Here is a 21,334-nt window from a genome sequence, read left to right as displayed (position 1 = left end):
AAATGAATAATCCATTATTATTAATATTATTTTGGATACTGGCATCCTGTGGAATGCCAGTATCCAATTTTCAGGATAAATCTGTTTCTTTACTTTCTGCTGAAAGAACAGTATGGTCGGGCGGAAGAGCAGGAGTAAAAGGAATTATTTACACCGTAAAACTGAGCGCAAAAAATAATGTTATTGTAAAAAATCTGATGGCAGAAGGAAGTAAAGTTCCGTTCAGTCAGAATACTTCAGGAAATGTTATTGTGATACAAGGAAACCTGCAGTATAAAAATAGCCATGATGTAAATGTTGAGGACCTGCCGGTAGGAGGATCTGCTGAAAGTACCGGGAAGAAGGCTAATCTCAAAGAAAGTTGGGTAGAATATACCTTGAAAAATTCTAATAAATCCTATAGAATCAGTATTCCAAAGTTTAGTTCGGTTGAAACTAAGGAAGAACTGGCTCCTTAAAATATTGTTTATTTTTGAACAGAAAACTATTTTTTATCTTTTTATGCATTCCGGTGATCATGTTGTTTAATAATATGGCTTACACGGTTGTTTCTCATGTAAAAAGAAAACTATACGAACATACGCAGTATAATATTGCCCGGAATCCTTTAAAGAAATCAAAAACGGTATGTTTTACAGAAGAAGATTTAACAAAAGCAGAATGGAAAGAAGATAAAGAATTTGTGCTTGACGGATTTTCTTATGATGTCGTTCAGGTGACTACCATTAATGGGGAAAAGCTTTTCTTCTGTTACCTTGACAAAAAAGATATTATCATCAATTCTTTGGTGGACCTTTCTAAAAAGCTAATCGTTAAAAGAAGTAATCTTAGAACTCAGATCGATCTGCCGGGACTTAAGAAAGATTTGCTTAAAACATCCAGATTTATCATTCTTGTCGAAAAAGAGGTTCCCTTTTTTTTAAGGCTGAATCTAAATATAATACCCAATCACTATTACCTATCAGAAAGTACTCATTATTTATCCATTAGTATTCCTCCTCCGGAGATTCAACTTGTTTAAAGAGAATATAATATTAATGGTAACTAATTTTTAAATAATGAAAAAATATATATGCATGGCAGCAATGTTAGGTTGCGTTATAGCTCATGCTCAACAGGTGCAGGAAGGATCAATTGATGAAGTTAATATCCTTGGTAGAAAAAAAATAAAACAGGAACGCGCAGAATTTAAAAGACACGGACAATCCGTAGAAACGCTTTCCGAAGAAGATCTTAACAGAAATAATCCTGCGGCAATTGATCAGACATTGTCTACAATGCCTGGACTTCAGGTAGATAAAAGAACCAATTTTGGTGGACAGAGACTTGTTCTTCGTGGATATGGAAACGACCAGAAGTTCAATAACTGGGGAGTGAAAGCTTATTGGAATAATATGCCGTTAACTAACGCTGAAGGGGTAACTGTTCTGGATGATGTTGATTTCGCCTATGTAACCAATGTAGAAGTTATTAAAGGTCCCGCAGCAACCATGTATGGTGGTGGAGTTGGAGGTGCTGTTCGTTTTTATACCCGTCCGGATTTTACAAAAGGTGCATCTATCTCAGAAAATGCCATGTTTGGGGCATTTAAAACATTCCAGTCCAGAACACAATTGAATGTTGCAGATGAAAATTACTCAGTAAGTGCAGCATACGGACATCTTGAAACGGATGGATACAGGCCTAATGGTGGCGGATTAAAAAACTTTTTTAATGTGAATGGTACCGTTAAGCTAGGGAAAAAAGACCAGTTAAGTTTCTTTGCAAGCCAGGCTTATTCCTATGAACATACTTCAGGGCAAATTTCTTACGAAGATTATTATGCAGGAATAGATAATGGAAATACGGCATATATTCGTAAAAATTCCGGAACAAAGATAAAATCAACAAGAGTTGGATTAAGCAATATGGTAAGCCTTACGTCCAATTTAAGAAACTATACTACCTTGTTTTATTATAATGGAAATACAGAAAGTGTTTCCGCAGGGGCATATGGAGTTACCAGTTCTCCGAATGTAGGGCTACGTTCAACATTCACCCTTAAAAATGAATTTAAAGATTTTGAAAACCGTTTAGACTTCGGTGCTGAAATACAGAACTCCGTTTCCACTACATCAAGCTATCGTTTTACAGGCTCAATAACAAATCCTTTAGAGACAGCAGGGATGGTGAACGCGTCGTATTTTAAATACAACAGCAATCAATCCACTTATTTTGTAATAGACTACCTTACCTATAAACCTTGGGGGCTTACGTTATTGGCTGGTTTAAGTGCCAATAGAACAAATTATGACAGAAAAGATCTTTACGCATTACCGGGATTAATAGCAGGACATACAGATCAATCATTTGAAAAGCAATACAAAACAGCTTATACTCCGCATTTTGCCTTACAGAAAGAATGGAAACATCAGATCTTTAATCTAAGCTATAGTGAAGGGTATAATTCTCCTACAGCAGCTTCATCATACATTACCGGTACCAATACTATGAATGATGATTTAAAACCTGAGCGCGCAAAAATGTTGGATTTCAGTGTACATGGGCTTTTAATGAATACAAAATTAGATTATCGTATCTCAGCATTCAGAATAGATTATTCAGATAAACTCACGCAATTGTTAATCCCTGGAAATACTGCTAATCAGACATACTGGGCTAATACAGGGAGTCAGAAAAATACTGGATTGGAGTTTAGTGTGGGTTATCAATACAGAACAGATAATTCTTTTATAGAAAGAATTGTTCCGTTTGTAAACCTATCTTATTATGATGCAAAATACAAAGATTTCTCTGTTTATGATCCCAAATATCAGGATCCTGATACCAAGAAGCTAGGAAAACTAATGGTATATGATCATAAAACAGTCGTAGGAGTTCCAAGAAATAAATATGCACTAGGTTTAGATATTTATACAAAACCAGGTTTTTATCTCTTAAATACATTTAATTATCTGGGGCAGGTATATACTAACTTTACTAACGAAAGACTTGTGAAAGGTTTTGGGTTGTTGAATGCAAAATTGGGATATAAGAAGACCTTTGGAAAGTTTGATGTAGATCTTTATGTAATGGGTAATAATCTTACCAACCAGATCAATTATACATTCTTATTCCTGGGTAATAATATCAATGATTCAGATAAAGGAAGTAATTATTCAGTTCCTACAGATTTAAATCCGGGACCTAATACGTCTTATTTCTTTTATGGTGTTAACCTGAAATATAGATTCTAATCAGAAATATAGACTTTTATAAAAACTGTTTCATTTTTATGGAACAGTTTTTTTATTGCAAATTGTTAATACAGTGAATTATTTTATAGCAAATTTTTATATAAATAGATTTTAAAATTGTTTTTATTTATTAATAATTAAAGTTTTTTGTTTTTTATTGAATAATAGATCTTGTTTTATATATTTGTTTCAAAATATTGAAGAAAATAAGAAATGAACAATCAATTTATTATTCAGAAATTCGGGTTCTTGGGAAACGATTTTTTGAATGAATTTCAGAAGCATGCTGTTTTAGCAGATATAAAATCAAAGACTGAAATTGTAAGAGAAGGGCAGAAAAATAAATATGTCCCTTTTTTGATCAAAGGATCTATAAAAGTTTTCACGTTAAACGATGGAAGAGAACTGATCTATTATTATATCAAAGAAAGTGATAGCTGCCTGATGACTTTTTCATCTATTTTTACAGATTACATAAGTAGGGTATATGCTGTAGCAGAAGAAGATTCCGAGGCATTGCTTATTCCTGTTTCTGTTATGCATGAATGGCTGCTGAGGTTTCCGGAGATAAATAAACTGTTTTACCGTGAGTATGACAAGCGGTTTTCAGAAATCATGAGCATGGTAAATGATGCCGTTTTTCATCGTCTGGATAAGAGAGTGCTTAATTATATCAGACAACAGATTTCCGTTACAGGAAATAATCCTATAAAAATTACCCACAGAGAAATTGCCAACAATCTTGGAACTTCCAGGGAAGTTGTAAGCAGGGTTTTAAAAAAAATTGAAAATGATGGAGATATTCTAATTACAAAAGAAGGAATAAAAGTAGCTGTAAATGAAAATGTTAGATTGATCTAATTTATATTGTTTTAAAACTTTTAAATTTATGATTGATAAAAACGATTTTCTTGGTGACTTTTATCACATATTTTTGAATTGAGAACACGATAGATTTGTTATATCATAATTTAATATAAATTGTAATATGACAAAAGCTCTCTTATTTTTTTCAGTATTTTCATCAGTTTTTGCCTTTGCACAGGAAGATCTGCTGAAAGATATTGATACTGTAAAAACCAATACGGACGTGTCACAGCCGGCATTCAAAGCTCTGCAGATTGTGACCGGCCAATCCACTAAACTTGCCGCCAAAAAAGAATGGTATATGGTGGTTGCACACCGTTTTGGTGATGTAAGCGCTGGATTTAAAGATTTCTTTGGCCTGGATAATGCTTCTACTAAATTAGGTGTAATCTATGGAGTTACAGATGCCATCTCTTTAAGCCTATCCCGGGAAACCAATATGAAAACCTTTGAAGGAGGCATTAAATATAGATTGGTAAGACAAAATGAGAACTTTCCGGTAGATGTTGTAGGATATCATGTAATGGGCGCCAATACAGCTTTGGATAAAGATACCTATCCCCACCTTAGATTCAGTGACAGGCTGTCTTATCTTACACAGGCTCTTATTTCCAGAAGATTTAGTGATCAATTTTCATTGCAATTTACCCCTTCCTATGTACATAAAAATCTTTATGAACCTACTACGGAAGATAAAAATCAATTTCTTGCCGGTCTTGGCGGGCGCTATAAAATTTCAAAAAGAATTTCTATAAATGCCGAATACTTTGTGAATTTCGACAATCACAGTTTTTATAAAAATCCCTTATCGTTAGGTATGGATATAGAAACCGGGGGGCATGTTTTCCAGCTTTTATTTACGAATTCCCAGATCAATTCAGATATCGGATACCTTACAAATGCATCAGGAAATTGGGGAAAAGGGCACATTTTCTTTGGGTTTAATCTTTACAGAGTTTTTTAATATGAGAAAAGGAATATACATACTGACCCTATCATTTGCAGCAATCATTACTTCTTGTGAAAGCAGAACTTATGAAGAAATTTCAGAAAATAAGCCCATCATCTTACCTGTAAAATATACAGCAGATATAAAGCCGATAATGGATAATAACTGTATTGGATGTCATTCTGCAGGCAGTTTTAAACCTTTAGCCACTTATGACCAGGTGAAAAATAATATAGACGGAATTTTAGACCGGATTCAAAGAGCAAACGGAGATCCGGAGAAAATGCCTAAAGGAGGTTCATTATCTTCTACTCAGATTAATACTTTCATTAAGTGGAAAGCAGATGGATTAACTGAAAATTAAAAAGATTTGATATGAAAAAACTAACATTATTAAGCATATTACTGCTTTTTGCCGGTTATGCCTCAGCCCAGAAATACAGCTCTAAAACAGGTAAACTAACATTTGAAGCATCAGTGCCTCTCTTTGAAGATATCTACGCACAAGATGATGCCAATCTGGTGATTCTTAATGCTGATACCGGAGAAATGGCATCCGTTTCTGTGGTTAAAAACTTTCATTTTAAAACCAAATTGATGGAAGAACACTTCAATGAAAGCTATGCCGAATCTGCCAAATTTCCTAAAACTACATTTAAAGGAAAAATTATAGGCTTTGATAAATCAAAATTGACCGCCAGTCCCCAGAAATATACTGTTCAGGGAACTTTAAACTTTCATGGAGTAGATAAAGCAATATCCTCTTCTGCTTCAATGTATGCAAAGGATGGAAAGATTTATATGCAGGGAAGCTTTGTAGCAAAACCGGCAGACTATAAAGTAACAATACCTAAAGTGGTTACTAAAAAAATTGCCGAAAATGTAAATGTTGAATATAACTATATCCTGGTAAAATGAGAAATCTTATTATAATGGTAAGTATATTTCTGGGATCATTGCTATGGGCTCAGGAAAAAGCAAAATCAATATTTGATATTGCCAGAAGCGGAACGGTTTCCGAAGTAAAAGAACTGATGAAGCAGAATCCGGATATTATTAATCAAATCAATGAAGGAGGGTTTTCACCGCTTATTCTTGCTTGCTACAGAGGAAATGTAGAGGTGGCAGAATTTTTAATAGACCATGTAAAGGATGTCAACTACAAAAGCAAAGAAGGAACAGCATTAGCAGGTCTTTCTGTGAAATATAACAAAAAGCTGGTAGAAGATTTACTGAAGAAAAATGCAGATCCAAATATTGCAGACGCTACAGGTTCTACACCGTTATTTTGGGCAGTGAAATTTGGGAATAAAGAGTTAATTGAGCTTTTACTTAAATATAAAGCCGATAAATCAATAAAAGATTCAATGGGAATGACTCCTTTTGAATATGCCTTACAGACTCACAAGGAAGAAATCATTAATATCTTAAAAAAGTAATATGAAAAAAGCTTTACTTACATTCAGTATAGCCCTTGCCAATTTTGCATGGGCTCAGTTTTCATCAGGAACGGTAAATCTTCCGGTTACCGGTATGACGGTGAAATTAGATACAACCCCTACAGGAGTAACACTTACATTAACTGGGGATAGCAATTCAATGCTTGGAATTGGGTTTGGAAATACAGGCATGGCCTCAGGGTCTGACGGATTTATTTATAATTCTACAGCTAACAGAGACTATACATTTATAGGAAAGACAATGCCTAATGCAGATCCCAGCCAGGATTGGACGGAAACATCAAATACAGTGTCAGGAAGTACAAGAACTATTGTAGCAACAAGAAGCCTTTCCGGAGGAGCCGGTGATTTTGCCATCCCGAATGCTGCCGGAACAATCAATATCTTTTATGCACGTAAGACTGGTAATACTTTGGGGTATCATGATGTAGGAAGAGATTATGCTGTTTTAACAATGACTTCCAGTACTCTATCCACAAATGAAGTTGCCGCAGCAAGTAAAAAGGTTAGTCTTTACCCAAATCCTGCTAAAACAATTGTGAATTTAAAAAATATTGACAGGATAAATTCTCTTGACATTTATGATGCAACAGGTAGAAAAGTGAAATCTATAAAACCGGAAGAAGAAAATATAAATATTGAAGACCTTAAATCAGGAACCTATTATTTTGAAATTAAATTAAAAGATGGAAGTCTATCCTATGAAAAGCTAATCAAAGAATAAAAGAACACATCCAAATATTTTTAATAATACCTCTGTTTTTTCAGGGGTATTGTTTTTTATTTATTGAAAAAAAGTTTAAATAGCGTTTATTCAGGAGCTCTGCTTTATTTTTTTATATTTGTGTAGTAAGTGGATGCCATGAAAATTACTTTTGAACAATACAATCCATTCTGGAAAAATCAGTTTGAATCCATTAAAAATGAACTTGAAGAAAGTACGGGCTTTTTAAATCCCCGGATAGAGCATATCGGAAGTACCTCTGTAGAAGGATTGTCAGCAAAACCTGTTATAGACATTATGATAGGTGTAAAGGATGAAGATGAACTTAATAAAATTCCTCCCTTATTGCAAGGAAAAGATTATGTCTATTATGAAAAATATAATGAAGATATGCCATATCGCCGTTTTTTCATTAAGCTGATAGACAAGCCTCATCATTTAGGATTTCCGGAAATTATTCATTCAAAAGATGAAATTCCGGAAGAGCTTCACAACCATCATCTTCGGATCGCCCATATCCATACCATCCCTGTTTCTTCTGAACATTGGCTTCGTCATATTGCATTCCGCGATTATCTTCGTGCACATCCTGAAGTAAAGAAGGAATATCAGCAATTAAAGGAAAGGCTTAGTACGATGGAATGGCTGGATGGAAATGATTATAATGATGGAAAAGATCCGTTCATAAAAAGAGAAGAGAAAAATGCCGTTCAATGGTATATAAATAATCATCAACCTTAATATTTTGCTCAATGAGAAAAGATTTGAAGGAGATTGCCAGTCAATTTGCAAAATCCATAAAGCTGAATGGCTTTATAGAATATGGCGGAGTTGCTGCTGCCATTGAAACTGCGGATGGAAATGTATATACAGGAATAAGTATTGATACAGCCTGTTCTATGGGGTTTTGTGCTGAACATAGTGCTGTAGCAGAAATGCTGAAGAATGGTGAGCGATACATAAAAGCAGTAGTAGCTGTGGGAAATGATGGAAACGCAGTTCCACCCTGTGGCCGTTGCAGAGAATTGATGAGCCAGCTGGCCAAAGAAAATCTTAATGCCATAATAGAAGTGAAAAACGGAATATTTGTAACCTTAAAAGAACTAATGCCTTACGACTGGAAAGAAGATCTTGACAGAGAATGGTAATTGTAGAATGATAATTAAAAAAAATAAAGATCTATGGAGTTTAATACCTTAGCCAACGTTGAATTAGACGACCTTTTAGCAGTATTCAATCTTTCTTTTTCCGATTATATTGTCCCTTTTCACTTAACAAAAGAAGTACTTGAGGCAAAAATTATTGCTGAAAAATTAGATTTGAATATTTCAGTAGGTGCTTTTGAAGAAGGAAAATTAGTAGGCTTTATCCTGCAGTCTGAAAAGCTGGAGAATGGACAGAGAGTTATTTACAATGGCGGAACTGGAGTAGTACCTGAAAGCAGAGGAAAAGGATTGGTAAGGAAAATGTATGATTTTATTATTCCTGTTTTAAAAGAAAGAGGCGCAGAGATATTGCTGCTTGAGGTTATTGAAGGAAATACTGCAGCCATCAGAGCTTATGAAAATCTAGGCTTTAGCATCGTAAGAAAATTACTTTGTTTTAAAGGCAGTATCAGTCCAGGAGTGGAAAGCTCTTCAATCACAATAAAAGAAATGAAGGATTTTCAATGGGATAATCTTCGTTCTTTCTGGGATATTGAACCCTCGTGGCAGGGATCTGTGTATGTATTGAACCCGATGCCGGAAACATATCAGGCCTTGGGAGCTTATTCAGATGGAAAGCTGGTAGGTTATATCATTTACAATCCGGGAGCAAGAAAAGTGCTCCAGATTGCTGTACATACAGATTATAGAAAGCAGGGAATAGGTTCCGGATTATGTAAAGCCATTGCTGATGGACAGCCTCTGGCTATCAATAATGTTGACGATACCTCTAAAGAGACAAAGCTATTTCTGGAGAAGAGAATAGGCCTTCAACACTGGTTGTCTCAGTTTGAAATGACCCGAAGTATCTAATTGAAAGTAAAAATAAAGGTTTTTAATATACTTTTAACCTCTTAAACTTTTCAGGGAGCAATAGAGAATGTAACTTTGCCGAAAATTTTAAAATAATGAAGCGAGGAATACATTTTTTACTGCTTTTTCTTTCCTTAACGGCTTTTGCCCAGCAGGGAATGATAGACACTGCTCAGGTAGTGGTACCAGGCCGTCAGAATAGCGCTGAAGCTCAGTCGAAACCCTATGTGATTATGATTTCAACCGATGGTTTTCGTTATGATTATGCTAAAAAATACAATGCCGAAAATCTGTTGATGCTTTCCGATAAAGGTGTAAAAGCAGAAGCTATGATTCCAAGCTATCCGAGTATTACTTTTCCCAATCACTGGAGCCTTATCACCGGACTCTATCCTTCTCATCACGGTTTAATTGATAACTTTTTCTATGATTATAAGAGAAAGGAAAATTACGCAATGAGCAATAAAAAAAATGCAGAAGACGGAAGCTGGTACGGCGGAGTTCCTCTTTGGGGATTAGCTGAAAAGCAGGGAATGGTATCTGCATCTTTAATGTGGGTTGGGTCTGCCAGTGATGCTGGTGGAATGAGACCTACCTATTACTATCCTTATCATGAAAAATTTACACCATCCGAAAAAGTAGAAAAAGTAGTAAACTGGCTGAAGCTGCCTGAAGATAAAAGACCGCATTTTATATCATTGTACTTCCCGGAAGTAGATGGAAGCGGGCATCACTTCGGTCCGGATACCAAAGAAACGGAAACTGCTGTTCATCTGATTGATAAGGCTGTTGGAGATCTTGTTCAGAAAGTAAATGATTTAGGATTAAAAAATGTCAATTTCATTTTTGTTTCAGACCACGGAATGATTAAGGTTGATGGTGGAACTCCTCTTGAAATTCCAGCCCTTCTTTTTGATAAGAACAGATTTGATTTTTATAACTCTCAGACCCTTTTAAGAGTGTATGTGAAGAATCCGGATGAGGTAAAAACAGTTTATAAAGAATTAAAAGCTCATAAAACAGATGATTATGAAGTTTATTTGGATAAGAAATTACCAAAATATCTTCACTTTGCTACAAGAGACGATAAATATAACAGGATAGGGCAGATTCTTCTCCTACCCAAAGCTCCGAAAATATTTCTTGAAAAAGGAAAGAAAACTTCTGTAGGGAAGCATGGGTACAATCCAAGAACAGTTCCTGAAATGAAGGCCACTTTTTATGCATGGGGTCCTGAGTTTAAAAATAACATGGAGATCGGCGAATTTACTAATATCAACGTTTATCCTTTAGTTGCTGAAGTTTTAGGATTGAAAATAGACCAGCCTATTGATGGAAAAATTAAGGTTTTAAGAAAGATCTTAAAAGAAAAAAAATAAATTTTAACTAAATAACCGCAATACGGTAAGTCTTACGGTTTTTTATAAACTTTCATAACAGTTTCGGCGCACCAAAGGTGCGCCGAAACTGTTTATACTATAATGTTTTTTGAAAATAAATACATAAATATTAATTAAAATAATTATAGATTAGATTATTCGTGAGCTTTATATTGATTTTTTATCATTATTTATATTGGATTTTTCATATATTTAAAAAGTGAATTATTTTGAGTTTTATGAAAATTTTTGCCACCATAATAATAATGCTCTTGATTTGCTGTAAACCTTCTGTTAAAAAAGGTTTTGTAAGTAATGATATGGAAAATAAGTATTCCAAAAAACTGAGCCCCGATAATCGGTTTATTCTTTTCTATCGATTTGAAGATAATCCCCTTGACCCTGGCAGATGGCTTACCTATTATGTAACTGAAGCCCAAACAAATATTCTTAAAAAAGAAAAAACAAAAATCCTTGCAGATTCTATTTATTGGAGGCAAGATAACGTTCTTGTCATCATACCTTATCGTAAAGTAATGAAAACAGAAATAGAAGTAGAAGATAAAGAAAATGATAATAAAATTTTAATACCTATAAAATAACAACACATGAAAAAAAACTACATCAGAAATGGGGCAATTGTAATAAGCGCTGTTTTTTTATTGAATGCCTGTCAGCATTTCAATACGCAAGCAGACACAAGCCGCCCGCCATCGTCAAACACAGACGGAATAGTTAAGAAGAAAGAAAAAGAATCAACGGAACAGGACAAAATTAAAGTTTCAGCTGATAAAAAAGTCTATGCGCAGGTACAGAAAGAACAAAGCTTGAAGAAAATACTTGCTTATAATGATCCGAAGTTTAATAAAGTCTTTGAAAACCTGGGTGATGGTGCTGAAGAAACACAGCTTAGGAAAGAACTGTTGATGAGCATGGCAAAACCTGGAGAAATGGTTATGGGCCACCGTGCTGATAAAAAATTAAGAGAACAGGAAGCAGGAGTAAAAGAGAAGAAAGGGATTGAAGAAATGGCAGAGTACAGACGTCAGATCACAATGCCTATTGGTACGAACAAAATGCTGTATGAAGATGGAAATTTGCTGAAAGAATATAATAAAGCGCTTAACAGTGCTACTCTTAAGCAGGCTAAACAGAAATCTTCCATTGCTGCTAAAAACGGAGCCTATTCTATTAACAATGTTGTGTTTACAGAAAGAGGTCCTAATAATATTCCCGGTAGAGACAGAAGTCTAGTAGTTTCACCTCAGAATCCTAATAAATGGTATGTAGGATCAGTAGGAGGTGGAGTCTGGATTACTGATAATGCCGGAACAACCTGGAAAAATACTACAGATTTTGCCGTTCCTAACCTGGCTACTTCTACAATTGCCATCTCTGCACAAAATCCGGATGTTGTTTATGCGGGAACAGGAGAACCATTTGGTAATTTAGATAAGATTACAGGGACAGGTCTTATAAAATCTACGGATGCAGGAGAGCACTGGACTAGATTATTGAACACTGCCTCTTTTGGTGATGTAGGAAGATTATTGGTAAATCCTGCCAATTCAAACCATCTGTTGGCAGCTACGTCAAAAGGAGTCTATGTAACCCAGGATGGTGGAACTACCTGGAATCAGACCTTTACAGGGTCAACTGTGAATGGAACTGCTTACGTTTCTACCCAGGATCTTGTTGCGACGAGTGATTTCAGTGCAATATATGCTTCTGTTAATACTTTAGGAGTTCTTAAATCTACGGATGGTGGAGCAACTTGGACAAAAGTATTTGATGCACTGGCCCTGAATAAAGCGATAAAAAGAATTGAGATTGCTGTATCTTCGGTTAATCCAAGTAAAATATATCTGAGCTGTCAGGAAGGAACAACTACAGGAATATATATGTCTGCCAACGCAGGAACCAGCTTTCAGGCTCTAACCTATAAAACCGGAAACAGTAAAGAAATCCTTGGAGATCAGGGATGGTATGATAATGCTATTGCAGCCCATCCGTTTAATGAAAATATTATTTACGTAGGTGGAGTTTCTGTTGCAAAGGTTACAGTAGATACTACGGATAATTCATACAATGTACTTTCCATTGCAAGTGGTTATAATACGGCTTATCTAAATACAGCTGTGCATCCTGACCAGCACGGAATCGTTTGCCAGGTTGATCCGGCAAACCCTGCACAATTTAGATTATTGTTAACTAATGACGGTGGAGTGTATTCCACACAATATAAAACAAACCCAGGGGAAACTCAGGGAGATTGGGGTAATCCTGTGACAGGACTTAATACAACACAGTTCTACGGCGCTGACAAAAAGAATGGTGCAGATGCCTATGTTACAGGAGCTCAGGATAACGGATCTTCAGCTACCATTACAGCTCCGTCTTCAAGCACATCAAACTACCTGTCTTTATTGGGGGGTGATGGTTTTGAAGCCCTTTGGAACTATAATAAGCCTAATGAAATGATATTTGGCTCGCAGTACAATAACTTTGTAAGAACAGAGCAGGGAGTAAGTACTACAGGCCGTTTTGTAGCCAGAAATGCAGATTATGGATCAGCATTATCTCCGTTCTATTCAAAATTAGCCAATGCCAATAATAACCCTGATGTTGTATTTACAGTATCTGCCAATGGCGTCTGGAAATCTCCGGATTTTGGACGAACATGGGGACTGACTAGTTTTACAACTGCAAACAATGGAACCTGGAATGGGAATGCTTCATTTGCCACTGTTAAAGTATCAGTTGCGAATCCTGATGTAGTATGGGCCGGATCTGCTGTTTCAGGAGGAACAGGAACTACGTTTAAGATCAACGTTTCAAAAGATAATGGATCAACGTTTACCAAAACTACAGGAAGTATGCCTACAACAGGTAACTACTATATCAGTGGAATTTCACCTTCCAGTACTACTGAATCCAGAGCCTATGTGCTGTTCTCTGTAGCCAGTCAGCCAAAGGTGGTTAAAACCAATGATTTTGGGGCAACATGGACAGATATTTCCGGATATAGTACAGGATCTGTATCCACAGGTTTCCCGAATGTTCCGGTACATAGTTTAATTGAAATGCCATTTGATGACAAAATTCTTTGGGCTGGAACAGATATAGGAATATTTGAAACGGTAGATAGTGGTGCAACCTGGTCTCTTGTAACTACTATGCCTCCGGTTTCTATCTGGAACATGAAAATTGTGAATGACCAGGTAGTTCTTGCCACTCATGGTAGAGGAGTATGGACCGCCACTATTCCTGAGCTGGCAACTTATGTACTTCCTGAATATGTTGCACGCCCAATTATAAAGAGTGCCAATCAGGTAGCTATTCATGATATGAAAGCTAAGGCAGTATTTAATTATACAAACCCACAGATTACAAGTCTTAAGGTGTATGTTGATAATAATTATGTATCAACAATTTCAAGTACTCAGCCTAATACCGATTATACATTTACTACAACTTCAACTTTAACAGAAGGGGTTCATTCTATTTCTGTTACCGGAGTATATGCTAACGGAACCAAGGAAACTATCAAGGATACAAAATCTTTGGATATTATCAATTTTAATAGTGGAGCAGCTGCTATTAATGTTCCTGCCTTTACTACCAATGATGTATATATTGGAGCCGGTAAATTTGTAGTAGATAATGTGTCTAATAAATTTACCTATAATGTATTGAATAATGTTGGACATCCATATGCCAACTTAACAAATTATCAGACTTATATAAAAACTCCGGTAATTGTAGGACCTGCATCTGCAATGACAATGAATCATATGGCCCTTACAGAAGCTGGTTATGATTTTGCCTATGTAGAAGGATCTAAAGACCTTGTTAATTGGACAACCATGGGTGTTTATGATGAAGCTTCATTCAGTAACTGGAACAATGGAGGAGCAGCTCTTACGGCGGCTAACGTGAATGAAACTTTATTCCAGAACAGTTCTTTAAATTTAGGAGCATTTGCCCCTGGAGATGAAATTGCAGTGAGACTTCGTATGACCAGCGATCCGGGTACTGTATCTTATGGATGGCTTATTAAGTCCATTATTCCTACTGCTTCTCTAGGCGTAAAGGATATTGTAAAATCAGAAGAAGGAATAAGGCTGGCGCCTAATCCTGCCGACGATGTTACAGGGATTATGCTTCCTGCCAATAATAAAGGAGATGTAGATGTTTATGTGTATGATGCTTCCGGAAGACAGGTAATGTCTCTGAAAAAACAGAAAGGGCCAAAAATTGATATGGACGTAAAAAGTCTTACAAAAGGTCTTTATCTGGTGCTTGTAAAAACAGGTACAGAAAATAAAGCACTGAAATTAATTAAAAACTAATTATTATCCCTGTTTTTTAACCTGCAGACTTTTTAAGAGCTGCTTGTTATGAAATAAAAATAAAAAACCGCTTCAGTTAAGAAGCGGTTTTTTATTTTATAATGCTGTAGAAAATTATAAGGATTGCATATCAATCACAAAACGGTATCTCACATCGCTTTTCAGCATTCTTTCATAAGCCTCATTAATATCCTGCATCTTAATCATTTCAATTTCCGATACAATATTGTGCTCTCCACAGAAATCCAGTAATTCCTGAGTTTCTGCAATACCTCCAATGACAGATCCTGCCACTGATTTTCTTCCCAAGATCATAGGAACCGTATTCAAAATAGGTTCTAAACCTCCTAAATATCCAACCAGAACATGTGTTCCGCTGATATTTAAAGTGGTAACATAAGGATTTACATCATGTACATAAGGAACAGTGTCAATAATCACATCAAATTTTCCTTTTACAGATTCCATCTGTTTTTCGTCAGTAGAAATAATAACATGATCTGCTCCTAACTGTTTAGCATCTTCCGTTTTTCCAGGAGTTCTTGAAAATAAAGTCACTTCAGCACCTAAACCTTTGGCAAGCTTAATGGCCATATGTCCCAATCCGCCTAAACCTACAACGGCTACTTTAGAATCAGGGCCTACATTCCAGTGTCTTAAAGGTGACCATGTTGTAATTCCTGCACAAAGAAGAGGGGCTACAGCAGCCAGATCAAGATTTTCAGGAACTTTTAATACATGATGAGAGTCTACCACTACTTTTTGAGAATAACCACCAAAAGTATGACCTCCCGAATGTTTGTCTTTTCCATTATAAGTTCCGGTGAATCCATTTTCGCAATACTGTTCAAGATCATGCTGGCAGCTGTTGCAATGCCCACAAGAATCTACGATACATCCTACACCGGCAAGATCACCAACTTTGAATTTGGATACTTCGCTTCCTATCTTTGTAATTCTTCCTACAATTTCATGTCCCGGAACAGCAGGGTAGATCGTTCCGCCCCAATCGTTTCTTGCCGTATGAAGATCAGAATGGCATACTCCGCAGTATAGAATTTCAATTTCTACATCTTTGGAGGTAACCTCTCTTCTTTCAATATTCATTTCTTTCAGGTCTGCTGTGGTGGACTCTGCCCCATACGCTTTTACTGTAAATGTGTTCATTTGATTATTTATTTTATTTGAATTAATAAGTTGATATTATGAATTGCTATACTTCTCATCTGATACAGGATCAGCCACTGGGAAGTTTCTGTAACGGTACAAAATTCGAAACTTTCCGGTAAACATAACTTATACAGATTACCGAATTACTTACCAATTTTACATACACGATATCTGTTATGCCGGAAATTGGTAATTTTGAACTGTAAAAAAAATATACTTCATGGAAAATCAGGAGGTTGAAATCTATAACAGCGTTTCGGAATATAATAAAATGGCCAATCATGAAACATTGCATCCATTGGTAAGTGTGATTGATTTTTCCCAATCTGATCCCATTTGCCAATACAGGAGAAAATTTGGCTTTTATACCGTTTTTCTGAAAGATGTAATGTGTGGAGACATGCAGTACGGAAAACATAGCTATGACTATCAGGAAGGAACATTGGTTTTTATTGCACCAGGGCAAACGTATGGAATTTACAATAAAGGAAAATCTGTTCAGCCGGCAGGATTTGCTTTGATTTTTCATCCTGATCTCTTAAAAGGAACCAATCTTGGAAAAAATATAAAAGATTATAATTTCTTTTCTTATGATGTACATGAAGCATTACACCTTTCGGAAAAAGAAAGAGAGATTATCCTGGACTGTTTCAACAATATAAAGCATGAGCTGGAACAGGCAATTGACAAGCACAGTAAATCATTAATTGTAAATAATATTGAGCTGTTTCTTAATTATTGCATGCGTTTTTATGACCGTCAGTTTATTACCAGAGATCATATCAATCAGGGAGTCATCGGGAAATTTGAAAACCTGGTTGATGATTATTTAAAATCTGAAAATCCTAAAAATATAGGGTTTCCTATGGTGAATTACTTTGCTGAAAAACTGAATCTTTCAGCCAATTATTTCGGAGACCTTATCAAAAAAGAATTAGGAATCTCTCCACAGGAATTTATCCACAATAAGCTCATCGATATAGCCAAAGAACAGATTTTAGATCAGGGAAAATCAATTAGTGAGATTTCCTATGATCTCGGCTTTAAATATCCACAGCACTTTACAAGATTATTCAAAACGAAAGTAGGCGTTTCTCCAAGTGAATACAAAACTTTGAATTGAGTTTGAACACAATAGCACAAGTAAATTTGTGTATTCATTACAGTCATTTGTGTTTATTAACGGCATAAATTTTCTATTCTCAAAAAACAGAATTATCTTTATTGTAAAGTTTTCACAGTTTAAAAATGAGCTCACAGCATATAGAAACAGTGGTTCTCAATACCCAATTCGGAAAAATTACAGCATTCAAAGAAAACGGAGTCATCAAAGCAAAAAGCATTCGTTATGCCCGTTCGGAACGATTTCAGAAACCTGTTCCTGTAGAGCATTTTGTTTTTGACAGCAGGTTTCAGGAGAAAACTCCGGTGTGTCCGCAAAAACTCAGTCCGCTTGTGGAAAAGATGATTGGGGTAACACCTGTTGAAGAATTTGAACCGGATGAATCTACCCAATATCTTTCTATAACCCGCCCTGAAAATATAAATGATAATGAGAAACTTCCGGTAGTTGTCTGGATTCATGGCGGTTCCCATGAAATTGGATGTGGAGATCTTCCTACAGCTGATCCAACCGAATGGGTAAAAGAGCAGAATATCATTGTGGTTACGGTTTCCTATCGTTTGGGACTCTTTGGTTTTTTAGGTGGTGATGAAAAAAGACCTCCCAATCTAGGATTACTGGATATGATTGAGGCTTTGAAATGGATCAAAATCAATATTTCAGATGTTGGGGGAGATCCGGAAAATGTTACCCTGCTTGGGCAGTCTTCCGGTGGGGATGCAATTGCTCATTTAATGATTTCAGAAAATGTGGATAACTTATTTCAACGTGTCATTATTCAGAGTGCTCCGCTGGGATTACGGCATAAAAGACAGAAAATGTCAGCTGAATTTCTGAAGAAAACAGAAGAGATTAAAGATGAGGCTGATATTTATAAAATGATGGATGATTATGGCAAGTTTGTTCCATCTGTAATAAAATTTGGCTTGAAAGCAGCCATGCCTTTTGGTACTCAATATGGATTTCCACCCTTATGCAGTGAAGAAGAATCTGTTGAAAAATGGAGGAAAAATGCCAAAAAATATGATGTGCTGATTGGTTTGAATAATGATGAAACAGCATTTTATCTCAAAACTTCGGAAGCCTTAAATAAATATTTTGGAAAAGGATGGGGCCTGAAAATCATGGATAAAACGGTTGAAAAAACTACAGAATTTATCTATGGAACGCCGGCCAGACAGTTTGCGGAAAATCATGCAAAAGGAGGCGGAAATGTCTATTTATTCAGGATACATTCCAAATTAAAAGAGAATTCAATAGGAGCTCCCCATTGTATTGATCTTCCTCTGATCTTCGGAAATGAATCAGCCTGGAAATCCTCAGAAATGCTGAAGAATATTCCTTGGGAACGTATTCATGAACATGGAACAAAGCTCAGGGCACTTTGGGCAGAATTTGCCAGAACAGGGAAGATTTCAGATCAATCGGAAAGGCCGGAAATTTTAAAAATAGAAAAAATAGAATCGTAAATAAATATACTGAAATAGTTTTTAATCTTAATAGGATTGTTGTTTTACTGTAATTTTATTATTTGATTGTTTTATAGATTGTTATGAGTTAAAATGTTTTTTTATTATATTTATAAAACCAAATTCTAAAACATTGAACTATGAAATCAAAAATGCTTCAATATGCAAGTAAAATTAACAGAGAGGAACTTAAACACTTAAAAGGAGGAATCATTATCAGAGACAGAATATGCTGTTTTTATAACGAAGACAATTACTGCTGTGAATGGGCACAGGATCTGTGGAGCTGTCGTGGAATTAAATGCTGATATTCTGTATGATATAGAAAAATAAAGCGTACATCACTGATGAACGCTTTTATTTTTGATGTATTATTGGTTTTATTCAGGAATCCAGACGCTTACATTTCCCGCAGGAACAGGAAAATCTCCCCAGCCATTTTCATCAATGGTTACTTTAGTTTTGAATCTTTTCAGCAGGTCTTTGAATTTCTTTCCAGCATATCGTTTTCCAACTTCCATTGGTTTATTATAAGAATCTTTATTGCTGAGCACTACGGCACAGCCTGTATGATCATCATCTCCGGTGCGTACCCATCCGAGACAGTTGGCATCCTCAAAATAATCCTTCTGTTCACCATAAGCGTGATCTTTTCTCGCCTTTAAAAGCTCTTCAATGCCATCTACTTTCGGCATAAAAATTTCCTGGTCATGTCCGCTCCTATCTTTATCAATATAATGAGCCCCATATAAATCCGGATAAAATACACATGGATATCCATCTTTCCGCAATAAAATCAAAGCATAGGCAATAGGCTTGAACCATGCTTCCACGGGAGCTTCCAGGTCCTGAAGCGGCTGGGTATCATGGTTGGCCACAAGGCTTACTGAGTGTAAAGGATCTGCCTGAGTAAGTGTTTCATCAAAAATTCTTCTGAGATCATAAGAATCACCTTCTTTGGATGCATTATGGAAATTATTCTGTAGTGAACTGTCAAAAAGACTCATACAGCCTTCAGTAACTTCAATATATTTTTGAAGCAGATGAAGATACCCCGGAGCCCAATATTCCCCCACAGCAAAAATGTTTTTCCCGGAATTGGAACGGAGCAGTGTAAGCCATTCTTTATAAAAATCAAAAGAAATATGTTTTAAGGCATCAAGACGAACTCCGTCAAAATCAGTTTCATCAAAATACCATTTTGCCCAGTTGTTGAGTTCCTCCCGAACAAAAGGATTCCTGTGTTCAATATCATTATACATCAGGTAATCATAGTTTCCCTTTTCATCATGGATCATTTCCTCCCAGTCGTCACCATATTCAGATAAAATTTTATAAATATGGGATTCCATACCTTCCGCATAATCCACGCCGCTGAAGCAGGTGAAATTCCATTCAAAGTCAGAATATTTTTTGTTTCTTCCTGGAAATGTGAACTTGGTATAGGATTCAATTTCCAAAACATCGGAAATTACTTTTTCCCTGTTATTTTCATCCACCTTTACAGCTTTGAATTTTTCCAGCTCATCACCGCCCGCCTTATGACCAAGAACAATATCTACAATAACCTCTATATTCTGTCTTTTTAGAGCTTTGATGGCTTTTAAATAGTCCTTTTTAGTGCCATATTTGGTGGGGATGGTTCCTTTCTGGTCAAATTCTCCAAGGTCATAAAGATCATAGGTATCATATCCTACCGAATATCTACCATTTGTACCTTTATAAGCAGGAGGAAACCATACAGAAGTTATTCCCAGTTTCGCCAGATACTTGGCTTGTTTTTCGGCTTCTTTCCATAATTTTCCTCCACCTTCAGAATACCAGTGGAAAAACTGAATCATTGTTGGGTTCATATAATTTGCTGGTTTGGTGACTACAAGTTAGCAAAAAAATATAACCTATTCATTTTCGAATTCTTTAAACGGGATTTTTAGTTGAACGGAAACAAGCTTTTTTTCTTCCGTATTCAGGTGAGAAAGAGACAGCCCAAGCAAGCGTACTGCTTTATCGAAAGGACGAAGCTCCCAAAGCTTTTTTCCTGTATTGAAATATTCTTCAGGAGATGTAAAATATTCTTCCCGGGTTATACTTCTTGTGAAAAGAGAGAAATCTTTATACTTAATTTTTAAGGTTAAAGTTCTGCCGAGAATATTATTTTTCTGTAAACGCTGATGGAGCTCCTGGCTTAGGCTTTCCAGCTTTTCATTGATCTGCTGTTCGTCAAAAAGATCCTCAAAAAAAGTTCTTTCTACTGCTACGCTTTTCTGGATGCGATGAGGTTTAACTTCCGAGGTATGAATACCACGAACCACATTGTAATAGTGCTTTCCGGATTTTCCAAAAATTCTTACCAGATCTTCCAGTGACCTTCTCTTTAAATCCCTTCCTTTATAAATTCCTAAGCTAAACATTTTGTTAGCGGTTACCTTTCCAACCCCATAAAACTTTTCCACAGGTAACTCCTCCAGGAAGCTTTCTACTTTATCAGGATGGATGGTTTTTTGGCCGTTAGGTTTGTTGATGTCAGAAGCTACTTTAGCTAAAAATTTATTAACGGAAATTCCTGCAGAAGCGGTTAAGCCTGTTT

The 21,334-nt window shown here is 35.9% G+C and carries 21 protein-coding genes; 18 read left to right on the top strand and 3 right to left on the bottom strand.

Going from position 1 to position 21,334, the window contains the following annotated elements; genetic code table 11:
• Window positions 1-2 precede the first annotated feature (2 nt).
• From BBH99_RS06880 to BBH99_RS06810, 15 genes are all read left to right on the top strand, one after another.
• Window positions 3-458: a hypothetical protein gene (locus BBH99_RS06880; protein WP_123873060.1), complete on the top strand. Its 456-nt coding sequence runs from the start codon at window positions 3-5 to the stop codon at window positions 456-458.
• Window positions 459-532: 74 nt separating this feature from the next.
• A complete protein-coding gene (locus BBH99_RS06875) occupies window positions 533-1,021 on the top strand; it encodes a hypothetical protein (RefSeq protein ID WP_123873058.1) in 489 nt (162 codons plus the stop codon).
• A gap of 37 nt (window positions 1,022-1,058) precedes the next feature.
• On the top strand, window positions 1,059-3,236 hold the full coding sequence (locus BBH99_RS06870; protein WP_066693804.1) for a TonB-dependent receptor: 2,178 nt from the start codon (window positions 1,059-1,061) through the stop codon (window positions 3,234-3,236).
• Window positions 3,237-3,449: 213 nt separating this feature from the next.
• Window positions 3,450-4,097: a Crp/Fnr family transcriptional regulator gene (locus BBH99_RS06865; RefSeq protein WP_066693802.1), complete on the top strand. Its 648-nt coding sequence runs from the start codon at window positions 3,450-3,452 to the stop codon at window positions 4,095-4,097.
• A gap of 127 nt (window positions 4,098-4,224) precedes the next feature.
• A complete protein-coding gene (locus BBH99_RS06860; protein ID WP_066693799.1) occupies window positions 4,225-5,067 on the top strand; it encodes a DUF5777 family beta-barrel protein in 843 nt (280 codons plus the stop codon).
• A gap of 1 nt (window position 5,068) precedes the next feature.
• Window positions 5,069-5,416 carry a hypothetical protein gene (locus BBH99_RS06855; RefSeq protein ID WP_066693797.1) on the top strand — a complete coding sequence of 116 codons (348 nt, stop codon included), beginning with the start codon at window positions 5,069-5,071 and terminating at the stop codon, window positions 5,414-5,416.
• 11 nt (window positions 5,417-5,427) lie between these two features.
• Window positions 5,428-5,970: a YceI family protein gene (locus tag BBH99_RS06850; protein ID WP_066693795.1), complete on the top strand. Its 543-nt coding sequence runs from the start codon at window positions 5,428-5,430 to the stop codon at window positions 5,968-5,970.
• A gap of 14 nt (window positions 5,971-5,984) precedes the next feature.
• Complete coding sequence (locus tag BBH99_RS06845; RefSeq protein WP_228390760.1) at window positions 5,985-6,491, top strand: ankyrin repeat domain-containing protein; 507 nt, start codon at window positions 5,985-5,987, stop codon at window positions 6,489-6,491.
• 1 nt (window position 6,492) lies between these two features.
• Window positions 6,493-7,236 carry a T9SS type A sorting domain-containing protein gene (locus BBH99_RS06840; protein ID WP_066693792.1) on the top strand — a complete coding sequence of 248 codons (744 nt, stop codon included), beginning with the start codon at window positions 6,493-6,495 and terminating at the stop codon, window positions 7,234-7,236.
• Between the two features lie 138 nt (window positions 7,237-7,374).
• Window positions 7,375-7,977 carry a GrpB family protein gene (locus BBH99_RS06835; RefSeq protein WP_066693787.1) on the top strand — a complete coding sequence of 201 codons (603 nt, stop codon included), beginning with the start codon at window positions 7,375-7,377 and terminating at the stop codon, window positions 7,975-7,977.
• An 11-nt stretch (window positions 7,978-7,988) separates the two neighbouring features.
• On the top strand, window positions 7,989-8,384 hold the full coding sequence (locus BBH99_RS06830) for a cytidine deaminase family protein (RefSeq protein ID WP_066693784.1): 396 nt from the start codon (window positions 7,989-7,991) through the stop codon (window positions 8,382-8,384).
• Between the two features lie 33 nt (window positions 8,385-8,417).
• The gene (locus BBH99_RS06825) at window positions 8,418-9,254 is read left to right on the top strand and encodes a GNAT family N-acetyltransferase (protein WP_066693781.1); all 837 of its coding nucleotides are present in this window, start codon (window positions 8,418-8,420) and stop codon (window positions 9,252-9,254) included.
• Between the two features lie 95 nt (window positions 9,255-9,349).
• Entirely contained in the window at window positions 9,350-10,633 is a 1,284-nt protein-coding gene (locus tag BBH99_RS06820; protein WP_066693778.1) for an alkaline phosphatase family protein, read from the top strand.
• A gap of 239 nt (window positions 10,634-10,872) precedes the next feature.
• On the top strand, window positions 10,873-11,235 hold the full coding sequence (locus tag BBH99_RS06815) for a hypothetical protein (RefSeq protein ID WP_123873056.1): 363 nt from the start codon (window positions 10,873-10,875) through the stop codon (window positions 11,233-11,235).
• Between the two features lie 6 nt (window positions 11,236-11,241).
• The gene (locus tag BBH99_RS06810; RefSeq protein WP_066693765.1) at window positions 11,242-14,985 is read left to right on the top strand and encodes a T9SS type A sorting domain-containing protein; all 3,744 of its coding nucleotides are present in this window, start codon (window positions 11,242-11,244) and stop codon (window positions 14,983-14,985) included.
• A 114-nt stretch (window positions 14,986-15,099) separates the two neighbouring features.
• On the opposite strand, the gene BBH99_RS06805 is transcribed toward BBH99_RS06810, so the two are convergent.
• Window positions 15,100-16,152, bottom strand: coding sequence for an NAD(P)-dependent alcohol dehydrogenase (locus BBH99_RS06805; RefSeq protein WP_073300387.1), 1,053 nt, complete (start codon window positions 16,150-16,152; stop codon window positions 15,100-15,102).
• 223 nt (window positions 16,153-16,375) lie between these two features.
• Between BBH99_RS06805 and BBH99_RS06800 the strand changes: the two genes are divergently transcribed.
• The 3 genes from BBH99_RS06800 to BBH99_RS22335 all read left to right on the top strand — a co-directional run bounded on the left by BBH99_RS06800 (window position 16,376) and on the right by BBH99_RS22335 (window position 19,055).
• A complete protein-coding gene (locus BBH99_RS06800) occupies window positions 16,376-17,278 on the top strand; it encodes a helix-turn-helix domain-containing protein (protein WP_066693763.1) in 903 nt (300 codons plus the stop codon).
• A 125-nt stretch (window positions 17,279-17,403) separates the two neighbouring features.
• Complete coding sequence (locus BBH99_RS06795; RefSeq protein ID WP_066693761.1) at window positions 17,404-18,747, top strand: carboxylesterase family protein; 1,344 nt, start codon at window positions 17,404-17,406, stop codon at window positions 18,745-18,747.
• Between the two features lie 140 nt (window positions 18,748-18,887).
• Window positions 18,888-19,055 (top strand): hypothetical protein, encoded by a 168-nt coding sequence (locus BBH99_RS22335; RefSeq protein ID WP_165601894.1) that lies wholly within the window; start codon window positions 18,888-18,890, stop codon window positions 19,053-19,055.
• A 72-nt stretch (window positions 19,056-19,127) separates the two neighbouring features.
• On the opposite strand, the gene BBH99_RS06790 is transcribed toward BBH99_RS22335, so the two are convergent.
• Window positions 19,128-20,600, bottom strand: a complete 1,473-nt coding sequence (locus BBH99_RS06790) for an alpha-amylase (RefSeq protein ID WP_066693753.1) — start codon at window positions 20,598-20,600, stop codon at window positions 19,128-19,130.
• Between the two features lie 45 nt (window positions 20,601-20,645).
• Window positions 20,646-21,334 (bottom strand): DinB/UmuC family translesion DNA polymerase (locus BBH99_RS06785; protein WP_455550056.1); only part of this gene is annotated, 689 nt, incomplete at its 5' end.

Origin of the sequence: Chryseobacterium contaminans, assembly GCF_001684955.1 — a bacterium.
Classification (GTDB): Bacteria; Bacteroidota; Bacteroidia; order Flavobacteriales; family Weeksellaceae; genus Chryseobacterium; species Chryseobacterium contaminans.
The sequence above is the reverse complement of the archived record's forward strand: the minus strand, read 5'-3'. Positions and strand labels throughout refer to the sequence as shown.